Raw genomic sequence first — 15,560 nt, 5'->3', positions numbered from 1 at the left:
AAAATGAGGGCAAAAGAGAAGGGAAAATGTGTTCTCACCAAATGACATAAATGATAGTGATATTTTTAACGCTCAACATGATGGGTACTTTAGCAGTGGATTAGTCTAACTCTGCGCGCAACGCGCTTTTTTCCAAGAGGAAATAGACTATGACTATTATCAATCAGGTGACCTGTAAACTCTTTACTGATACGGAACGATTCACGCAGTTGGCGGGATATTACGAGGAGGAGAGACGTACCGTCTGGATGATGCTGCGCGCTCAGCCGCGACCCTGTTTTAATCATGCGTTGATCGAAGAGATCATGAATATGTCATGGCTGGTGCGGCAATCGGGCTTTATCGTCGACTTTTGGGTGACCGGCTCGCTGGTACCGGATATGTACAATGCAGGAGGTGATTTACGTTTCTTCGTGGAGTGTATCCAGCATGGGCGACGCGAAGCCTTACGCGCTTACGCCCGCGCCTGCGTGGATTGTGTCCATGCGGCCTCAAGGGGCTTTGATACCGGGGCGATTTCCCTCTCGATGGTCGAAGGGAGCGCGCTGGGTGGAGGCTTTGAGGCGGCGCTGGCCCATCACTTTCTGCTGGCCCAGCGAGATGTGCGCTTAGGGTTCCCGGAGATCGCCTTCAACCTCTTTCCGGGGATGGGCGGCTACTCGCTGGTTGCGCGTCGTTCCGGCATGAAATTGGCCGAAGAGCTGATTTACAAAGGGGAATCACACACGGCGGAGTGGTACCAGCAGCATGGACTGGTGGACGTGCTTTTTGAGCCGGGGCAAGGCTATGTGGCGACACGGACCTTTATTGATACCCTGCAGCCCAAAATGAATGGTGTTCGGGCGATGTTGCGGGCCCGGCAGCGCGTGATGCAGTTACCCCGTAGCGAACTGATGGATATCACCGAGGACTGGGTAGATGCCGCTTTCTGCCTGCAACCGAAAGATATCGCCTATATGGAACGGCTGGTTCAGCTGCAGGATCGTCACACCGCCTCCGGATTGCGTAAAGCGAGCTAGCGGGCATTGCGTGACTGGTAGCGTTTAAACCAACGCTCGAAGGCAGTCGCGGGCATAGGTTTAGCAAAATGAAATCCCTGTCGTTCATTGACGCCATTCTTTGTCAGAAAGGCGTCTTCTTTCGCACTCTCCACACCTTCAGCGATCACCTGCAGATTCAGGGCCTGCGCCACGGCCACAATGGCACGTACCAGCGATTGAGAGACGGACTGTTTATGAATATCCCGCACAAAGGCCTGGTCGAGCTTGATAGCGTCAATGGGAAAACGCGCCAGCTGAGAGAGGGATGAGTATCCAGTACCAAAGTCATCCAGATGGATTTGCGATCCCAGCTTGCTGAATTGTTGGATCACTGATAACGCCAGCTCTTCATTCTCAATCAGGCAACTTTCGGTGAGTTCTACATCAATCGGACAGTATTCGAAATTCAAATCTTTCAGGGCCTGTTTCAGATCGCTGAAAATGGTCTGATCCGCGAGCTGCCGCGCAGAGACGTTAACCGCCACCCGTAAGTTGATTCCCTTATCACGCCACCTGGCCACCTGGCGCACCACATCGAGCATCACCCAGCGCCCGAGAGGCACAATGAGCCCGGACTCTTCCGCGTAGGAGATAAACTCCATGGGAGGGATCAGCCCGCGTTCGGGCGATTGCCAACGCACCAGCGCCTCCAGGCTCCGGACTTCTCCGCGCCAGGTAATCTTGGGCTGGTAGTGGATCACTAACTGGTCATTATCGAGCGCTTTGCGCAGGTTGGTATCCAGCCACAGGTACTCAAATACGCGCTGATTCATCTCCGGCGAGAAGACCGTAAATTTACCACGGCCACTCTCTTTGGCGGTGTACATCGCCGTATCGGCGTTACGGATCACGCTCTCGCGATCGGTGCCGTGCTGAGGCGCAAGGGAAATACCCAGTGAGCAACCCGTGTAGACTTCGATGAGACCGATGCGAAAGGGCTGCCGCAGGCGGGTTAAAATGCGTGAGGCCATCGCCTCCAGCGAGCTTTGGGAGGTGTCAGTCGCCAGAACAATAAACTCATCCCCACCCAGGCGCGCAAGAACCTGCCCCTCTTCAAGGCAGCTCAAAATTGCCAGCGCGACGGCCTGTAGGAGCTGATCGCCAAACATGTGCCCGTAGGCATCGTTCACCTTTTTGAAATTATCCAGGTCGAGATAGACCACGCCCACCTGACCCTCTCCGCGCTGCGCAATAGCATCGCTGATCATTTCATGGATGGCGTTTCGGTTAGGCAGGCCCGTAATGGTATCGGTATTCGCCAGCACGCGCAGTCGTTCCTGGGCGCGGCGCTCCTCCGTGATATCCGTGCCTGAGCAGATCAAGAAGATCTCATTTTTTCCACTACCGCTATGGACGAATTTATTACGAAAGAGAAACAGGCGCTGACCTTTGCGGGTCTTGATCCAGCGTTCCACCTCATAGGAGCTGCCGTTACGAAAAAAACCGCTGATATTACGCCGGGAGGCAGCCGCTTCGCTACGACTCATAAAGAGTTTAAAGACGTTCTGGCCGATGACTTCCTGCTCTTTCAGGCCGGTATACTCTTCGCTCAGACGATTGAAACGCTGAATATTGCCGTGTCGGTCGAGAATGACAATCACGGAGTTGGCTTCAGAAACCACCTGCTCGGCAAAAGAGAGCCCCTGGGCCAGATCCCGCGCAACGGAAGGGGTGTCATTCCAGGCAGAGGCGGTGCCAGCCCACTCTTTTTTATTGATTTTACGGCCAACCAGATGCACCGGGACGTCGGTGCCATAGAGCGAAAGTGTCATGGTAATGCTGGAGGTAATAACGGTCATCTCGCGAATGCTGTCGGCCTGTTCATCCGTCAGGGCGACCACCTGCGTGGTATCGGAACTCTCGCTGGCAGCAAGGTGGAGCGCGTTACTGTCGGCTGTCAGGCGCCACCAGGGACTGAGGGTGCCCATATAACGAAACAGCAAATTTTGCTCCAGATCGTCAATCATGTTCTCTCCCGGGCCCGCTTAATAGCGCTCACAATGCGCATTTTCATTCGCGTACACCATCAGTCCAGAAAGGTATTCACGAGATGAAATTATTGTTTTTTCCCTGTTTTCTTATATTAGAACGAGAATAATGAAAAGGGGTAAAAGTGAATGAAAATTCTACAATATCGTGATGCTACCGCACCGAAGCTATAGATAATTGTGATCGCTTTTGGCGGATTGTGGGGGAAAAAAGCGAGGAACAGTGATGAATGCGAGGTTTAACGCAGAATAAAAAATGTCGGCTGCCCTGAAAGAGGTGCAGCCGACATTTCAGCGGGATATTAGACCGCAGGACGGGCGATGATGCTGCGGGTTTCCATACGGACTTCCGCAATGGTGACATCGATCACTTCGGTGACCTTATACACCGTTTCGCCTTTGATCTGCACTGTGCCATTTTCCTGGCTACAGACCAGCTCGTCGCGAACGGCGTGCAGGAATGGTGCAGGGATAAACGCCACCGCACCATTGTCCACCAGACGTACGCGCATGCCGCCACGGCTGACATCGATAATTTCGGCCGGGAAACGCGTCTCCGTTCCGGCTTTATCGTTGAGGAAGCGGGCATACAGCCAGTCACCGACATCGCGCTCGGCCATGCGGTTCAGGCGGCGGCGCTCGGCCATCTGCAGGGTGGTCTCATCGCCGGGACGGGCAATGGTTTCGCCTTTGATGATAGCCTTCAGCAGACGATGGTTCACCATGTCGCCATACTTACGAATAGGTGAGGTCCAGGTCGCGTAGGCTTCCAGGCCAAGGCCAAAGTGGGGACCGGGCTCGGTGCTGATTTCCGCAAATGACTGGAAGCGACGAATACGGCTGTCGAGGAAGCCCGTCGGTTGGGCATCCAGCTCGCGACGCAATTTGCAGAAACCTTCGAGGGTCAGCACCTCTTGCGGATCAACATGCACATCGTGAGTTTTGAGCAGAGCCGCCAGCGCTTCGGTGTTGGCCGGGTCAAAACCGGTATGGACGTTGTAGATGCCAAAACCAAGTTTGTCGCGCAATACGCGGGCTGCACAGATGTTGGCCGCAATCATTGACTCTTCAACGATACGGTTAGCAATGCGGCGCGGTTCTGCCACGATATCCAGCACTTCACCTTTATCGCCCAGAATAAAGCGATAGTCTGGGCGATCTTTAAAGACCAGCGCATGGGTCTGACGCCATTCGCTACGGCGTTGGCATACGCGGTGCAGCAGACGAATCTGGTCGGCAATGGCGTCGTTTTCAGGCTGCCAGCTACCGCTATTTTCCAGCCAGTCTGAAACGTTGTCATATACCAGCTTCGCTTTCGATTCGATGGTTGCCGCGAAGAAGGTGATGTCATCTTCGATGGTGCCATCCGTCGCGATGGTCATACGACAAGCCAGCACCGGGCGAACCTCCATGGCGCGCAGAGAGCACAGGTCATCAGAGAGTTCACGCGGCAACATTGGGATATTAAAGCCCGGCAGATAGTTGGTGAACGCACGGATTTTGGCCGCGTCATCCAGCTTGCTCCCCTCGGCAACCCAGGCGGTAGGGTCGGCGATAGCCACCGTCAGCACCAGTTTGCCATCGGCACGCTCTTCGACGTACAGCGCATCGTCCATATCTTCGGTGCTGGCGCTATCAATGGTGACAAAGTTCAGGGCAGTCAGATCCTGACGCTCCAGACCTTCATCCAGCATCTCCGTCGCCACGCCGTTTGGCGCCTCTTTTTCAAGATTATGGCGCGCCAGGGTTACCCACCATGGCACGAAGTGGTCGTCGCCGAAGGTGATAAAGTGGGTCAGTTCAGCATAGAAGGAGCGATCGCCTTTCAGCGGATGGCGGCGCATTTCAGCAACGGCCCAGTCGCCTTCTTTGAAATCGTGTTCAACGCCCCGTGCGGCACGGCACTGAATGGCATCTTTTAACAGGGGATGGTCCGGCGTAATAGAAAGACGGTCGTCTTTTCTCTGAACCTTACCAACGAAACGGGTCAGGAACGGCTCGATCAACTCTTCCGGCTCGGCGGATTCGCGTTCCTTTTCGGTATGAATCACAGCGACGATACGGTCGCCGTGCATCACTTTCTTCATCTGCGGAGGCGGGATGAAGTAGCTTTTCTGCGCATCGACTTCGAGGAAGCCAAAGCCTTTTTCCGTGGCTTTTACAACCCCTTCAGTGCGGGGCGTCTGAGAATGAAGCTGCTGTTTTAGCTGCGCAAGCAGCGGGTTGTCCTGAAGCATAGTGTCTATTTTCGTAGCCAATGAGCGGCTGACAGTTTTACGCGATTCTTAGGTCTTCAGCAAGCGCTCTTTCGGTAAAAAGAAGGGTTATTCGACCTTACGTAGCGCGATCTTCAGGCGGTTTAGCCAGCCACAAAATGCGCTCCAGGCGAGCAGGTTGATCGCCCGGGTTGCGGTAACGTCCTCCCGGATAAGCGGGGCGAATTGCGCAGCGCTAAAGCGGTCTGGCGAGCAGCTCAGCAGTTCGACTGCGGTGAGTGCGGCGGGGCAGGTCGATACGGTCTCTACTCCGCTTGTCAGGATCTGACCGGTGCGTTCCAGCAGCGCCGGTTCATGGCATAACACCGGTGCCAGGTGTTGTAACGCGGGCTGGTTTTGCCAGCGGGCCAGGGACTCCAGCTGTTGTGCGCTGGCGTCAGGAAGCGCCACCACCGGCAGAATCGCCTGCCAGTCGCTCAGCTGCGCCTCCTCAATCAGCGGTTGCGACGAACCAGGGTGGCCTGGCAACCAGCGTACCGGGTGGCCCAGCATCGCCTGAAACGCAGCGACGACGCGCGCCTGGAAGCCGACAAAGCCGATAATCTGGTTAATCACTATCACGTCATAGGTGGTTAAACCCACTTCATCCAGTTGCTGCTGGGCTTTGGTGTCGATGACATCGGGCGAGCTGGCAAGCTGGCGGGCGTACTGGGTAATCTCGGCAAGGCGGCGGTTACTTTCACGCGAGGAGTCCGGGCCGGGGAGCGGGGCGAGAAGGGCTGCGTAGTGATTGCATAAACGTTGCACGCCACAGACCTGAGCGACCGTCAGGGCGGTGCTCAGGCGGTCATATGCGCTCAGGGTTCGTAATCGCGATACCGGTACCCGCAGAGGGAACAGCAAGCTACAGAGCTCCCGCGCAGGCGCCAGCCAGCCTTCATGCGCGGACAGGGTCTCTTCAGAAAGGGCTAAATCGAGCAAAAAACGGTCGTCGACGTAAGCGGCTTCAGGCACCAGGGGCAGAACATCAGCCGGACAGTGATTAGACTGGGTTTCGTGATACCAGTGGCCTTTACCAGAAAGACGGCGTTGTTCCATGGGCGTTCCTTGATCTCAAAATGGCGATCAATATCCTGGCGTAACCCATACGGAGGGAAAAATATTGTTAAGTGATAACAAATAGCAGAACGGTATATAAGGTCGGGGTGATGCGGGGGAGAAGGGAGGGAAGCACCCGGCAGCGTGCGCCGCCGGGTAACAGGACAAGTTTATTTGATTTCCAGCTCGTTCATTGCCGCGATGTTGAAACCGCCATCAACGTGAACCACTTCGCCGGAGATACCTGCAGAGAGGTCAGAGCAGAGGAAGGCCGCAGAGTTACCCACGTCTTCGATGGTAACGGTACGACGAATCGGGGTAACCGCTTCGCAGTGCGCCAGCATTTTACGGAAATCTTTGATGCCGGAGGCAGCCAGCGTACGGATTGGACCCGCAGAGATGCCGTTAACACGCACGCCTTCAGGACCCATTGCGTTCGCCATGTAGCGTACGTTCGCCTCCAGAGAGGCTTTAGCCAGACCCATAACGTTGTAGTTAGGGATTGCACGCTCTGCGCCCAGATAAGAGAGGGTCAGCAGGGCAGCGCCTGGGTTCAGCATAGTGCGGCAGGATTTCGCCATCGCCACGAAGCTGTAGGAGCTGATGTCGTGCGCGATTTTAAAGCCTTCACGGGTTACGGCATTGACGTAGTCGCCGTCCAGCTGATCGCCCGGTGCGAAACCGATAGAGTGCACGAAGCCGTCAAATTTCGGCCATGCTTTTGCCAGCTCAGCGAACATGCCATCGATGCTTTCATCTTGAGCAACGTCACATTCCAGAACGATGCTGGACCCCAGCTGCGCGGCAAACTCTTCCACACGGCCTTTCAGCTTCTCGTTCTGGTAGGTGAACGCCAGCTCAGCGCCTTCACGGTGCATAGCCTGTGCGATACCGTATGCGATGGACAGTTTGCTGGCAACGCCAGTGACCAGAATGCGCTTACCGGAAAGAAAACCCATAGCTCTTAATCCTTATATTCATTGTTGTGGCGATCGTCATCATTTGTGGACGACCGTCGTTAAAACGCGGCGATAATAGCATGTGTCGCGAAGTTAGTTAATCCGACCACTCAAACAGGGAGGAATCACCTGTCTTTTCGCCACGCATCGGCGGTTAAAGCTTCGCCAAAATGCCCGGCTATCAACCGTTTTGTCAGGTCATGCAGCGGAGAAGCAAGTACCGACGCCGTGCTACCACGCTCAACCACGGTGCCCTCGTGCATCACCAGTACCTGATCGCTGATATGTTTCATCATGCCCAGATGTTGGGTCACATAAATATAGGCGATCCCCTGTTTCTCCTGTAACTCCAGCATCAGATTAATCAGTTGGGAACGCATCGACATATCCAGCGAGGCCAACGCTTCATCGGCAACGATCACCTTCGGGCGGAGGATCAGGGCGCGGGCGAGGCCCAGACGCTGTTTCTGCCCCGGTGCCAGCATGTGTGGATAATAGCTCACATGATCCGGTAACAGACCCACCATACGCAGGGTGTCGATAATTTGCTTGCGCCGCGCTTCGGCACTGAGATCAGTGTTCAGACGTAGCGGAAAATCCAGAATTTGCGAAATGCGCTGGCGCGGGTTGAGCGAGGTCGACGGATCCTGAAAAATCATGCGGATGCGCTGGCTACGGAAAGAGTAGTCGCCAAACTTCAGCAGATGATCGTCAATCAGGATCTCGCCGTCGGTGGGTTCAATCATTCCGGCCAACATTTTTGCCAGCGTCGATTTACCCGAACCGTTCTCGCCAATAATCGCCAGCGTCTGCTTTTCACGCAGCGCGAAACTCAGCGGCTTGACTGCCTCAACGTTCTGGCGGTGGAATAAACCGGTGCGATAGCGAAAGGTTTTACTGAGATTGCGCACTTCCAGCAGTGTGTCGACCATGTCACTCTCTCTCCATGTTCAGCGGGAAATGGCAGGCGAACAGGTGGTTTTTGGCCCCGGCCAGGCGCGGCGTCTCAATACATTTACGCTGCGCATAGGGGCAGCGCGGCCCAAGGCGACAGCCAATGGGTAAATGCTCCAGCAGAGGAATCGCGCCGGGCAGGGTATTAAGCCGGCTTTTATGCGGCATCGCACTACCAAAATCGGGAATCGCGCGGATCAGCGCCTGCGTATAAGGGTGATGCGGTGTGGTCACCAGATCTTCACTGAATGCGGTTTCTACCGTCTGGCCGCAGTACATCACGTCAATTTTATCTGCCCATTTACTCAGCATTTGCAGATCATGGCTGATCAGCAAAATGGTGGTGTTGTTATTTTGATTCAGCCGCGACAGCAGGCGGAAAATCTGCGCCTGCGTGGTGGGCTCCATCGCGTTAGTGGGTTCATCGGCAATCAGCAGACGTGGCTGGTTCGCCAGCGCGATGGCAATCATCACCTTCTGACATTCGCCGTCTGTCAGCTCGTAAGGGAAACTGCGCATGGCATCTTTATGATCTTTTATCCCGACCCGGTGCAGTAACTCAATGGCACGGCGCTTGCGCCAGCCAAAACGCTGCCACCAGCGACCTTTATAGGTCCAGCCGGGGATGTTCTGCATCAGCTGTTTACCCACTCGTTCAGAGGGATCGAGACAGGATTGCGGCTCTTGGAAGATCATCGATACGTTATGGCCCACCAGCTTACGCCGCTCGCGTGCGGAAAGGCGCAGCAGGTCTATATCATCGAAGCGCATACGGTCGGCCGTGACCCGCCAGTTGTCTTTTGCCACGCCGCAGATGGCTTTGGCAATAAGGCTTTTACCCGAACCGGATTCTCCTACCAGTCCGCGAATCTCGCCTTCGCTCAGGGTAATGCTGACCCGATCGACGGCTTTGACCCAGCCTTCGCTGGTCTTGAATTCGATGGTTAAATTGCGAATATCCAGTAATGGCATTATTCCACCCCCGCATCAATCGCACGGCGAATGCCGTCGCCCAGCAGGTTGACCAGCAGTACGCTAACCATAATCGCCGCGCCGGGCAGCATCACCGTCCAGGGCGCCACGTAGATAAGCTCCAGCGCGTCGCCGAGCATCGCGCCCCATTCAGGTGAAGGGAGCTGCGCGCCAAGATCAAGAAAGCCGAGGGCCGCGATATCCAGAATCGCCATCGACAGGGCGCGGGTGATCTCTGTCACCATCCCCGAGGCGATGTTGGGCAGCACGGCGAACCATAAAATGTTCAGGGTGGTAGCGCCATCAAGACGCGCCGCCACAACATACTCTTTCTCCAGTTCGTCATGTACCAGGCTGTAGACCGAGCGCACCATGCGCGGCAGCAGCGCCAGCCAGACGGCAAACATGGCGTGGCTCAAATGAGGCCCGAAAAAGGCCACCACGATAATGGCCAGCAGCAGAGACGGAATCGACAACAGGGTGTCGAGAATATGGTTCATCACCGCCGAGCGCAGGCCATGCGTCGCCCCGGCCAGAATGCCCAGCGCCAGACCGCACAGTGTGGCGGCAAGCGTGACAATAAGCGCACCGCCCACGGTAGGGGCCGCGCCGCTTAATAAACGGCTCAGGAGATCGCGTCCCAGATCGTCGGTCCCCAGAAAGAATGAGACCTCGCCATAGCGCGACCAGGACGGCGGCAACAACTGATAACCGAGGAACTGCTGATCAATACCATAAGGTGCAAACCAGCCGCCTAACAGACAGAGCAGCAGCAGGCCACCACAACCGTAAAGGCCGACCATTGCCGGCGTGTCTCCGTAGAATTTACGCCACGCGGTGCGTAGCGCACCGGGGGTGCGTTTTTCGCTGTAAACGCTATCGTAAGGCATACCATTCCTTATGTTTCAGTGGGTTAGCCATAGCGCCCAGAATATCGGAGATCACGTTCACAATGATCACCAGTGCACCTATTACCATCACGCCCGCAGAAATGGCGGCGTAATCTTGCTGGCGGATAGCGTTAATCAGCCAGCGACCCAGACCCGGCCAGCTAAAGACCATCTCGGTGATCATCGCCAGCGTTAACATGGTCGAAAACTGTAAGCCCAGACGCGGTATTACCGGCGGCAGCGCATTATGCAGCACATGGCGGCGCAGAATCGTCAGGCGCGATAGTCCGCGCGTCGCGGCGGCTTTGACGTAGTTCTGATCAAACACATCAATGGTACTGATACGCATCAGGCGAATCACCTCCGTGGTGGGGGCCACGGCAAGGGTCAGCACCGGTAAAACCATATGACTCACGGCGCTGACGATCATCTCGTGGCGCCACGGGGAGTCAGATAACCAGGCGTCGATGATGGCAAAACCGGTGACGGTTTTCACGTTATAGAGCAGGTCGAAGCGCCCTGATACCGGCAGCCAGCCGAGAGTCAGCGAGAAGAACAGCGTCAGCAACAGAGCCAGCCAGAAGACCGGCACTGAGAAGCCCAGCAGTGCGAAAGCGCTTATCAGCTTATCCTGCCACTTATTGCGGGTGATCCCGGCCAGCATCCCCACGGGAATACCAACCATCAGCGCAAAACCGAAAGCGAGGATACAGAGCTCCATGGTCGCCGGGAAGACCTCTTTTAACTGCTCGGAAATGGGCTGACCATTAATGCTGGAGACACCAAAGTCCCAGTGCAATAAGCCGTCAAACCAGAATACCCAGGCATTCCATAATGATGCCCCCTGCAGCGGCGCATGAGGGGTGAAATAGCTCAGGCTGAAGCCAATAAAGGTCAGAAAGAAGAGGGTGATGAGCAGCAATACCAGCCGGCGTAAGGTAAAAATAATCACGGTTTTTTCACCTCTTCCGGTTTCTCACGAGAGACGCCCGCAAAGGACGCATTGCCAAACGGACTGAGTACCAGGCCTTTCATATCGTAGCGGTAGGCCTGCAGACGCAGGGAAGAGGCCAGCGGTAACACCGGCAGTTCTTTCGCCAGAATACTCTGGGCTTCGTCGTAGGCATCAATGCGCGCCGCAAGTTGCTGGGTGGCTAACGCTTTCTGCAGCACAGCGTCGAATTCCCGATTACACCAGTGCGCGTAGTTGGTTTGCGAATCGATCGCCGCGCAGCTCATGAGCGGGCGGAAAAAGCTGTCCGGATCATTACTGTCCGTCGCCCAGCCCGTGAGCGTGAGGTCATGATTCATATCCATCAGGCGCGCCTCCTGGAAACGCCCTTCAACCGGCACAATCACCACTTTCACCCCCACCTGCGCCAGATCCGCCTGCAACAATTCGGCGGTTTTCAGCGGGCTGGGGTTCCAGGCCTGCGAGCTGGTGGGGACCCATAGCTGCAGGGTGAGATTCTCGGCACCCAGCGCTTTTAACTGCTCGCGCGATTTAGCCGGATTGTACTCCGTAATTTTAGCCTCATTATCATAAGCCCACGAGGCGCGCGGTAAGATCGATGCCGCCGTTTCAGCGGTACCATAATAGATAGACTGCATTAAACGCTGATTATTGATAGCCAGCGCCAGGGCATGACGCACCGCCGGATTATTCAACGGCGGTTTGTTGGTATTGAAGGCCAGGTAGGCAATGTTCATGCCGGGGCGCAGAGTCAGGCGCAGGCGCGGATCATCACGCAGAATCGTTAACTGGCTGGCGGCCGGCCAGGCCAGAACATCACACTCACCGGTCAGCAATTTTGAAAGTCGGCCCGTACCGCCGGAACCCAAATCGACCACCACCTGAGGCATCAGTGGTGTCCCACGCCAGAAGTGGGCATGTCGCTGCAGGCGGATATACTGGCCAGCGCGATACTCCTCCAACTGGAAGGGGCCGGTTCCCACGGGCTGGCGGTCCAGCAACTCTTGCTGATCGCGCTGTGCCAGAACGGTGGCATATTCAGCAGACATCACCGAGGCGTAGTGCGTCGCCAGATGCCAGAGGAAAGAGGCATCTGGTCGGGAGAGTGAAAACTCTACCGTATGGGCATCGATTTTTCGCACATCCTTAACGGTGTCAGCGAACTGCAGGCTGTCGAAGTACGGGAAAGCCTCACCGTTAATATAGTGCCAGGGATGCTGGCGATTAAAGATCCGCTGGAATGTAAAGACCACGTCGTCCGCGTTGAGTTTGCGGGTCGGTTTAAACCACGGCGTAGTCTGGAAATCAACGTCGTCGCGCAGACGGAAACGGTAAGTCGCGCCGTTATCCAGCACCTGCCAGCTTTCAGCCAGTTCTGGCACTAACCGGTAGGTATAGGGATCGACGTCCAGCAGGCGATCGTAGAGCTGAGCGGCGAGCGTATCAACGATCAGCCCGCTACTCGCTTTCTGCGGATTGAAGGTATTAACCTGGCCACTTACGCAGTAGACAAAGCCGCTTTCGCGAATATCAGTGCGATCCGCAGGGGAGGGGACGGCGAATGCCTGGCTGCTGAACAGGCCGAGTGCAATCAGGGACGAGAAAACCAGACGCATAATATTTAGGGTTTTTAGATTCAATCTGCAAAGTGTATCGCACTTACGCCTGCCAGGTAAAAATGTCTGCGGGTAAGTGCTGATAATGTCAGCGCATTTGATGCTTTTTGAGCAATGCCCTTAATTGATGGTAGGTCAGGCCCAGCAGTTCAGCGGCGCGTTTCTGGTTATATTTGGCCTCGTTCAGGCTCTGCTCAAGCAGTTGCTTTTCCTGATCAAGCTGAAACTGGCGTAAATCAAGCGGCAGAGCGTGATCGCTGGGCTGAACGGGCTCTTTCTCGTGCCGCTGCGTACGTAAGAAGGGATCGAGAATGATATCGTCCAGTTCGGTCTCGCTGGTGCCATGGCGATAAACCGAACGTTCCACCACGTTTTTCAGCTCACGAATGTTGCCTGGCCAGCGGTATCCCATCAGGGTTTCGCGGGCGCGCTCGCTGAAGCCGGGAAAGAGGGGCAGGCCAAGCTCGCGACACATCTGGATGGCAAACTGATCGGCCATCAGCATGATATCGCTGCGTCGTTCGCGCAGCGGCGGGAGTAGCACGACATCAAACGCCAGCCTGTCCAGCAGGTCGGCGCGGAATTTTTCTTGTGCCACCATCTCCGGCAGGTCGGCGTTTGTGGCGCAAACCAGTCGCACGTTTACCTGCAAGGGCTGGCTACCACCCACACGCTCCAGCTCGCCATATTCAATCACGCGCAACAGTTTCTCCTGCACCAGCATCGGCGCAGTGGCCAGTTCGTCAAGAAACAGGGTGCCACCATCGGCACGTTCAAAGCGGCCGGGGTGACGTTTTTGCGCGCCGGTAAAGGCCCCAGCCTCATGCCCAAACAGTTCTGTATCAAGTAAGTTCTCATTCAACGCGGCGCAGTTTAGCGAGATAAAGGGGCCATCCCAGCGCCCGGAAAGGTAGTGCAGGCGGTTGGCAATCAACTCTTTACCGGTCCCGCGTTCGCCAATAATCAGTACCGGTTTATTGAGAGGGGCCAGCCGCGAGACCTGCTCAAGTACCTCGAGAAAACTGTTGGCTTCGCCCAACAGCGTGTCTTTAAATTCAGCCATGATGAAATTAACCATTTAGTGGTGTGATTCACTAAGCGAGAGTAGGATGGAACTGACCAAAAAGCAATCACAATGTTGAAAATCAATAAGATATAAAACTGGCACGCTATTTGTATTAGTGATTCAGCAGGGCATCGCCCGATAACTACATTGTGAGGATTGAATTATGGGTATTTTTTCTCGTTTTGCCGACATCGTGAACGCCAACATCAACTCACTGCTCGAAAAAGCGGAAGATCCGCAAAAGCTGGTGCGTCTGATGATTCAGGAGATGGAAGACACGCTGGTGGAAGTGCGCTCCACCTCTGCGCGTGCGCTGGCAGAAAAGAAACAGTTAACTCGCCGCATTGAGCAAGCGACCGCACAGCAGAGCGAGTGGCAAGAGAAGGCCGAGCTGGCGTTGCGTAAAGAGAAAGACGATCTGGCCCGCTCCGCACTGATCGAAAAACAGAAGCTGACCGATATCGTCGCGACGCTTGAGCATGAAGTGACCCTGGTTGATGAAACCCTGGTGCGCATGAAAAAAGAGATCGCTGAGCTGGAGAACAAACTGAGCGAAACCCGTGCCCGTCAACAGGCGCTGGCGCTGCGTCATCAGGCGGCAAACTCTTCCCGCGATGTGCGTCGTCAACTCGACAGCGGAAAACTGGATGAAGCGATGGCGCGCTTTGAATCATTCGAACGTCGCATTGATCAAATGGAAGCCGAGGCCGAAAGCCACAGCTTTGGCAAACAGAAGTCCCTGGATCAAGAGTTTGCAGAACTGAAAGCGGATGATGAAATCAGTGAGCAACTGGCTGCGCTGAAAGCCAAAATGAAAGTCGATAATCAATAATAACGTTAGCGGTGCCCACAGGCGGCACCGCCACTCATCGTAAGACAAGGAGTAGACATGAGCGCGCTTTTTCTTGCCATTCCACTGACCATTTTCGTGCTGTTTGTTTTGCCGATTTGGCTGTGGCTTCACTACAGCAACCGCTCTTCACGTAGCGAATTATCCCAAAGCGAGCAGCAGCGACTGAGTCAGCTAACCCTCGATGCGAAAAAAATGCGTGAGCGTATCCAGGCGCTGGAAGCCATCCTGGATGCGGAACATCCACAGTGGAGGGATCGTTAATGGCCGGATTGAATCTGAATAAAAAATTGTGGCGTATTCCTCAGCAGGGGATGGTTCGTGGGGTGTGTGCGGGTCTTGCGCATTACCTGGATGTCCCGGTTAAGCTGGTGCGCGTCGTGACTGTGCTCTCCATCTTCTTTGGCCTGGCCTTTATTACGTTAGTGGCCTATATCATTTTGTCCTTCGTGCTGGATCCGATGCCGGAGGGAGCGATGGAGGGGGAAAACGTCCCCACCAGTTCTGAATTACTGGATGCGGTGGATGCCGAACTGGCGTCAGGCGAACAGCGCCTGCGCGAAATGGAACGGTATGTCACCTCCGATACCTTTACGCTGCGAAGCCGTTTTCGTCAGCTATAACTGAGAGAACAGAGATGAATCAACGCTGGCACAAGGCCGGGCAGAGTGTTAAACCAGGCCTCAAAATCGCAGGGAAGCTGGTACTACTCACCGCATTGCGCTACGGCCCGGCAGGGGTTGCGGGCTGGGCGATCAAGTCGGTCGCACGTAAACCCGTCCGACTGTTGCTGGCGGTGGCCCTCGAACCCTTACTGAAAAAACTGGCGACTCGCCTTTCCGGCAAACTGAAATAACGGCACATCGATGATGTGCCATTGCCCTTCGGGGCTTTTATTCCCTTCTTGTTAACCCCATGTCATATATTTAAGAACAATA

General features: G+C 55.3%; 15 protein-coding genes. 5 read left to right on the top strand and 10 right to left on the bottom strand.

The window, feature by feature from the left end:
* Window positions 1-149: 149 nt before the first annotated feature.
* A complete protein-coding gene (locus tag B3B59_RS12165) occupies window positions 150-1,019 on the top strand; it encodes a crotonase/enoyl-CoA hydratase family protein (protein ID WP_207291841.1) in 870 nt (289 codons plus the stop codon).
* Here B3B59_RS12165 and pdeR read toward each other — a convergent pair.
* The 10 genes from pdeR to pspF all read right to left on the bottom strand — a co-directional run bounded on the left by pdeR (window position 1,016) and on the right by pspF (window position 13,784).
* Window positions 1,016-3,007 carry a cyclic di-GMP phosphodiesterase gene (gene pdeR, locus B3B59_RS12160; RefSeq protein ID WP_286809114.1) on the bottom strand — a complete coding sequence of 664 codons (1,992 nt, stop codon included), beginning with the start codon at window positions 3,005-3,007 and terminating at the stop codon, window positions 1,016-1,018. The two genes, B3B59_RS12165 and pdeR, sit on opposite strands and share 4 nt — an antisense overlap.
* A 323-nt stretch (window positions 3,008-3,330) precedes the next feature.
* Window positions 3,331-5,265: an exoribonuclease II gene (locus B3B59_RS12155; RefSeq protein WP_286809113.1), complete on the bottom strand. Its 1,935-nt coding sequence runs from the start codon at window positions 5,263-5,265 to the stop codon at window positions 3,331-3,333.
* Window positions 5,266-5,352: 87 nt separating this feature from the next.
* Window positions 5,353-6,342, bottom strand: coding sequence for a CMD domain-containing protein (locus tag B3B59_RS12150; protein WP_286809112.1), 990 nt, complete (start codon window positions 6,340-6,342; stop codon window positions 5,353-5,355).
* A 170-nt stretch (window positions 6,343-6,512) separates the two neighbouring features.
* A complete protein-coding gene (gene fabI, locus B3B59_RS12145; protein WP_040075380.1) occupies window positions 6,513-7,301 on the bottom strand; it encodes an enoyl-ACP reductase FabI in 789 nt (262 codons plus the stop codon).
* A gap of 125 nt (window positions 7,302-7,426) precedes the next feature.
* The gene (gene sapF, locus B3B59_RS12140) at window positions 7,427-8,233 is read right to left on the bottom strand and encodes a putrescine export ABC transporter ATP-binding protein SapF (RefSeq protein WP_040075381.1); all 807 of its coding nucleotides are present in this window, start codon (window positions 8,231-8,233) and stop codon (window positions 7,427-7,429) included.
* A gap of 1 nt (window position 8,234) precedes the next feature.
* Window positions 8,235-9,227: a putrescine export ABC transporter ATP-binding protein SapD gene (gene sapD / locus B3B59_RS12135; RefSeq protein WP_207291838.1), complete on the bottom strand. Its 993-nt coding sequence runs from the start codon at window positions 9,225-9,227 to the stop codon at window positions 8,235-8,237.
* Window positions 9,227-10,117, bottom strand: coding sequence for a putrescine export ABC transporter permease SapC (gene sapC / locus B3B59_RS12130; protein WP_046885227.1), 891 nt, complete (start codon window positions 10,115-10,117; stop codon window positions 9,227-9,229). Before sapC ends, sapD begins: the two co-directional genes overlap by 1 nt.
* On the bottom strand, window positions 10,104-11,069 hold the full coding sequence (gene sapB / locus B3B59_RS12125; RefSeq protein ID WP_046885228.1) for a putrescine export ABC transporter permease SapB: 966 nt from the start codon (window positions 11,067-11,069) through the stop codon (window positions 10,104-10,106). The genes sapC and sapB overlap by 14 nt, the downstream gene beginning before the upstream one ends.
* Window positions 11,066-12,706, bottom strand: coding sequence for an ABC transporter substrate-binding protein SapA (sapA, locus tag B3B59_RS12120; protein ID WP_046885229.1), 1,641 nt, complete (start codon window positions 12,704-12,706; stop codon window positions 11,066-11,068). The genes sapB and sapA overlap by 4 nt, the downstream gene beginning before the upstream one ends.
* A gap of 88 nt (window positions 12,707-12,794) precedes the next feature.
* Complete coding sequence (gene pspF, locus B3B59_RS12115; RefSeq protein WP_172657812.1) at window positions 12,795-13,784, bottom strand: phage shock protein operon transcriptional activator; 990 nt, start codon at window positions 13,782-13,784, stop codon at window positions 12,795-12,797.
* A 151-nt stretch (window positions 13,785-13,935) separates the two neighbouring features.
* On the opposite strand from pspF, the gene pspA reads away from it, so the two are divergent.
* From pspA to pspD, 4 genes are read left to right on the top strand one after another with little or no spacing between them, the layout of a single operon-like run.
* On the top strand, window positions 13,936-14,604 hold the full coding sequence (pspA, locus tag B3B59_RS12110; protein ID WP_040075386.1) for a phage shock protein PspA: 669 nt from the start codon (window positions 13,936-13,938) through the stop codon (window positions 14,602-14,604).
* A gap of 57 nt (window positions 14,605-14,661) precedes the next feature.
* A complete protein-coding gene (gene pspB / locus B3B59_RS12105; protein WP_040075387.1) occupies window positions 14,662-14,886 on the top strand; it encodes an envelope stress response membrane protein PspB in 225 nt (74 codons plus the stop codon).
* Window positions 14,886-15,245, top strand: coding sequence for an envelope stress response membrane protein PspC (pspC, locus tag B3B59_RS12100; protein WP_040075388.1), 360 nt, complete (start codon window positions 14,886-14,888; stop codon window positions 15,243-15,245). Before pspB ends, pspC begins: the two co-directional genes overlap by 1 nt.
* A gap of 14 nt (window positions 15,246-15,259) precedes the next feature.
* Window positions 15,260-15,478, top strand: a complete 219-nt coding sequence (gene pspD, locus B3B59_RS12095) for a phage shock protein PspD (RefSeq protein ID WP_040075390.1) — start codon at window positions 15,260-15,262, stop codon at window positions 15,476-15,478.
* The last annotated feature ends 82 nt before the right edge of the window (window positions 15,479-15,560 follow it).

The sequence above is a fragment of the Leclercia sp. UBA2479 genome (assembly GCF_002341985.1).
Classification (GTDB): domain Bacteria; phylum Pseudomonadota; class Gammaproteobacteria; order Enterobacterales; family Enterobacteriaceae; genus Enterobacter; species Enterobacter pneumoniae.
This window is presented reverse-complemented; position numbering and strand designations above follow the sequence as displayed.

What these genes read in the sequence shown, in the direction of transcription:
- sapD (WP_207291838.1), bottom strand. Translation starts at nt 9,227, where the DNA reads ATGCCATTACTGGATATTCGCAATTTAACCATCGAATTCAAGACCAGC.
- pspC (WP_040075388.1), top strand. Translation starts at nt 14,886, where the DNA reads ATGGCCGGATTGAATCTGAATAAAAAATTGTGGCGTATTCCTCAGCAG.
- B3B59_RS12150 (WP_286809112.1), bottom strand. Translation starts at nt 6,342, where the DNA reads ATGGAACAACGCCGTCTTTCTGGTAAAGGCCACTGGTATCACGAAACC.
- B3B59_RS12165 (WP_207291841.1), top strand. Translation starts at nt 150, where the DNA reads ATGACTATTATCAATCAGGTGACCTGTAAACTCTTTACTGATACGGAA.
- sapC (WP_046885227.1), bottom strand. Translation starts at nt 10,117, where the DNA reads ATGCCTTACGATAGCGTTTACAGCGAAAAACGCACCCCCGGTGCGCTA.
- pspB (WP_040075387.1), top strand. Translation starts at nt 14,662, where the DNA reads ATGAGCGCGCTTTTTCTTGCCATTCCACTGACCATTTTCGTGCTGTTT.
- pspA (WP_040075386.1), top strand. Translation starts at nt 13,936, where the DNA reads ATGGGTATTTTTTCTCGTTTTGCCGACATCGTGAACGCCAACATCAAC.
- pspD (WP_040075390.1), top strand. Translation starts at nt 15,260, where the DNA reads ATGAATCAACGCTGGCACAAGGCCGGGCAGAGTGTTAAACCAGGCCTC.
- pdeR (WP_286809114.1), bottom strand. Translation starts at nt 3,007, where the DNA reads ATGATTGACGATCTGGAGCAAAATTTGCTGTTTCGTTATATGGGCACC.
- fabI (WP_040075380.1), bottom strand. Translation starts at nt 7,301, where the DNA reads ATGGGTTTTCTTTCCGGTAAGCGCATTCTGGTCACTGGCGTTGCCAGC.
- sapA (WP_046885229.1), bottom strand. Translation starts at nt 12,706, where the DNA reads ATGCGTCTGGTTTTCTCGTCCCTGATTGCACTCGGCCTGTTCAGCAGC.
- B3B59_RS12155 (WP_286809113.1), bottom strand. Translation starts at nt 5,265, where the DNA reads ATGCTTCAGGACAACCCGCTGCTTGCGCAGCTAAAACAGCAGCTTCAT.
- pspF (WP_172657812.1), bottom strand. Translation starts at nt 13,784, where the DNA reads ATGGTTAATTTCATCATGGCTGAATTTAAAGACACGCTGTTGGGCGAA.
- sapF (WP_040075381.1), bottom strand. Translation starts at nt 8,233, where the DNA reads ATGGTCGACACACTGCTGGAAGTGCGCAATCTCAGTAAAACCTTTCGC.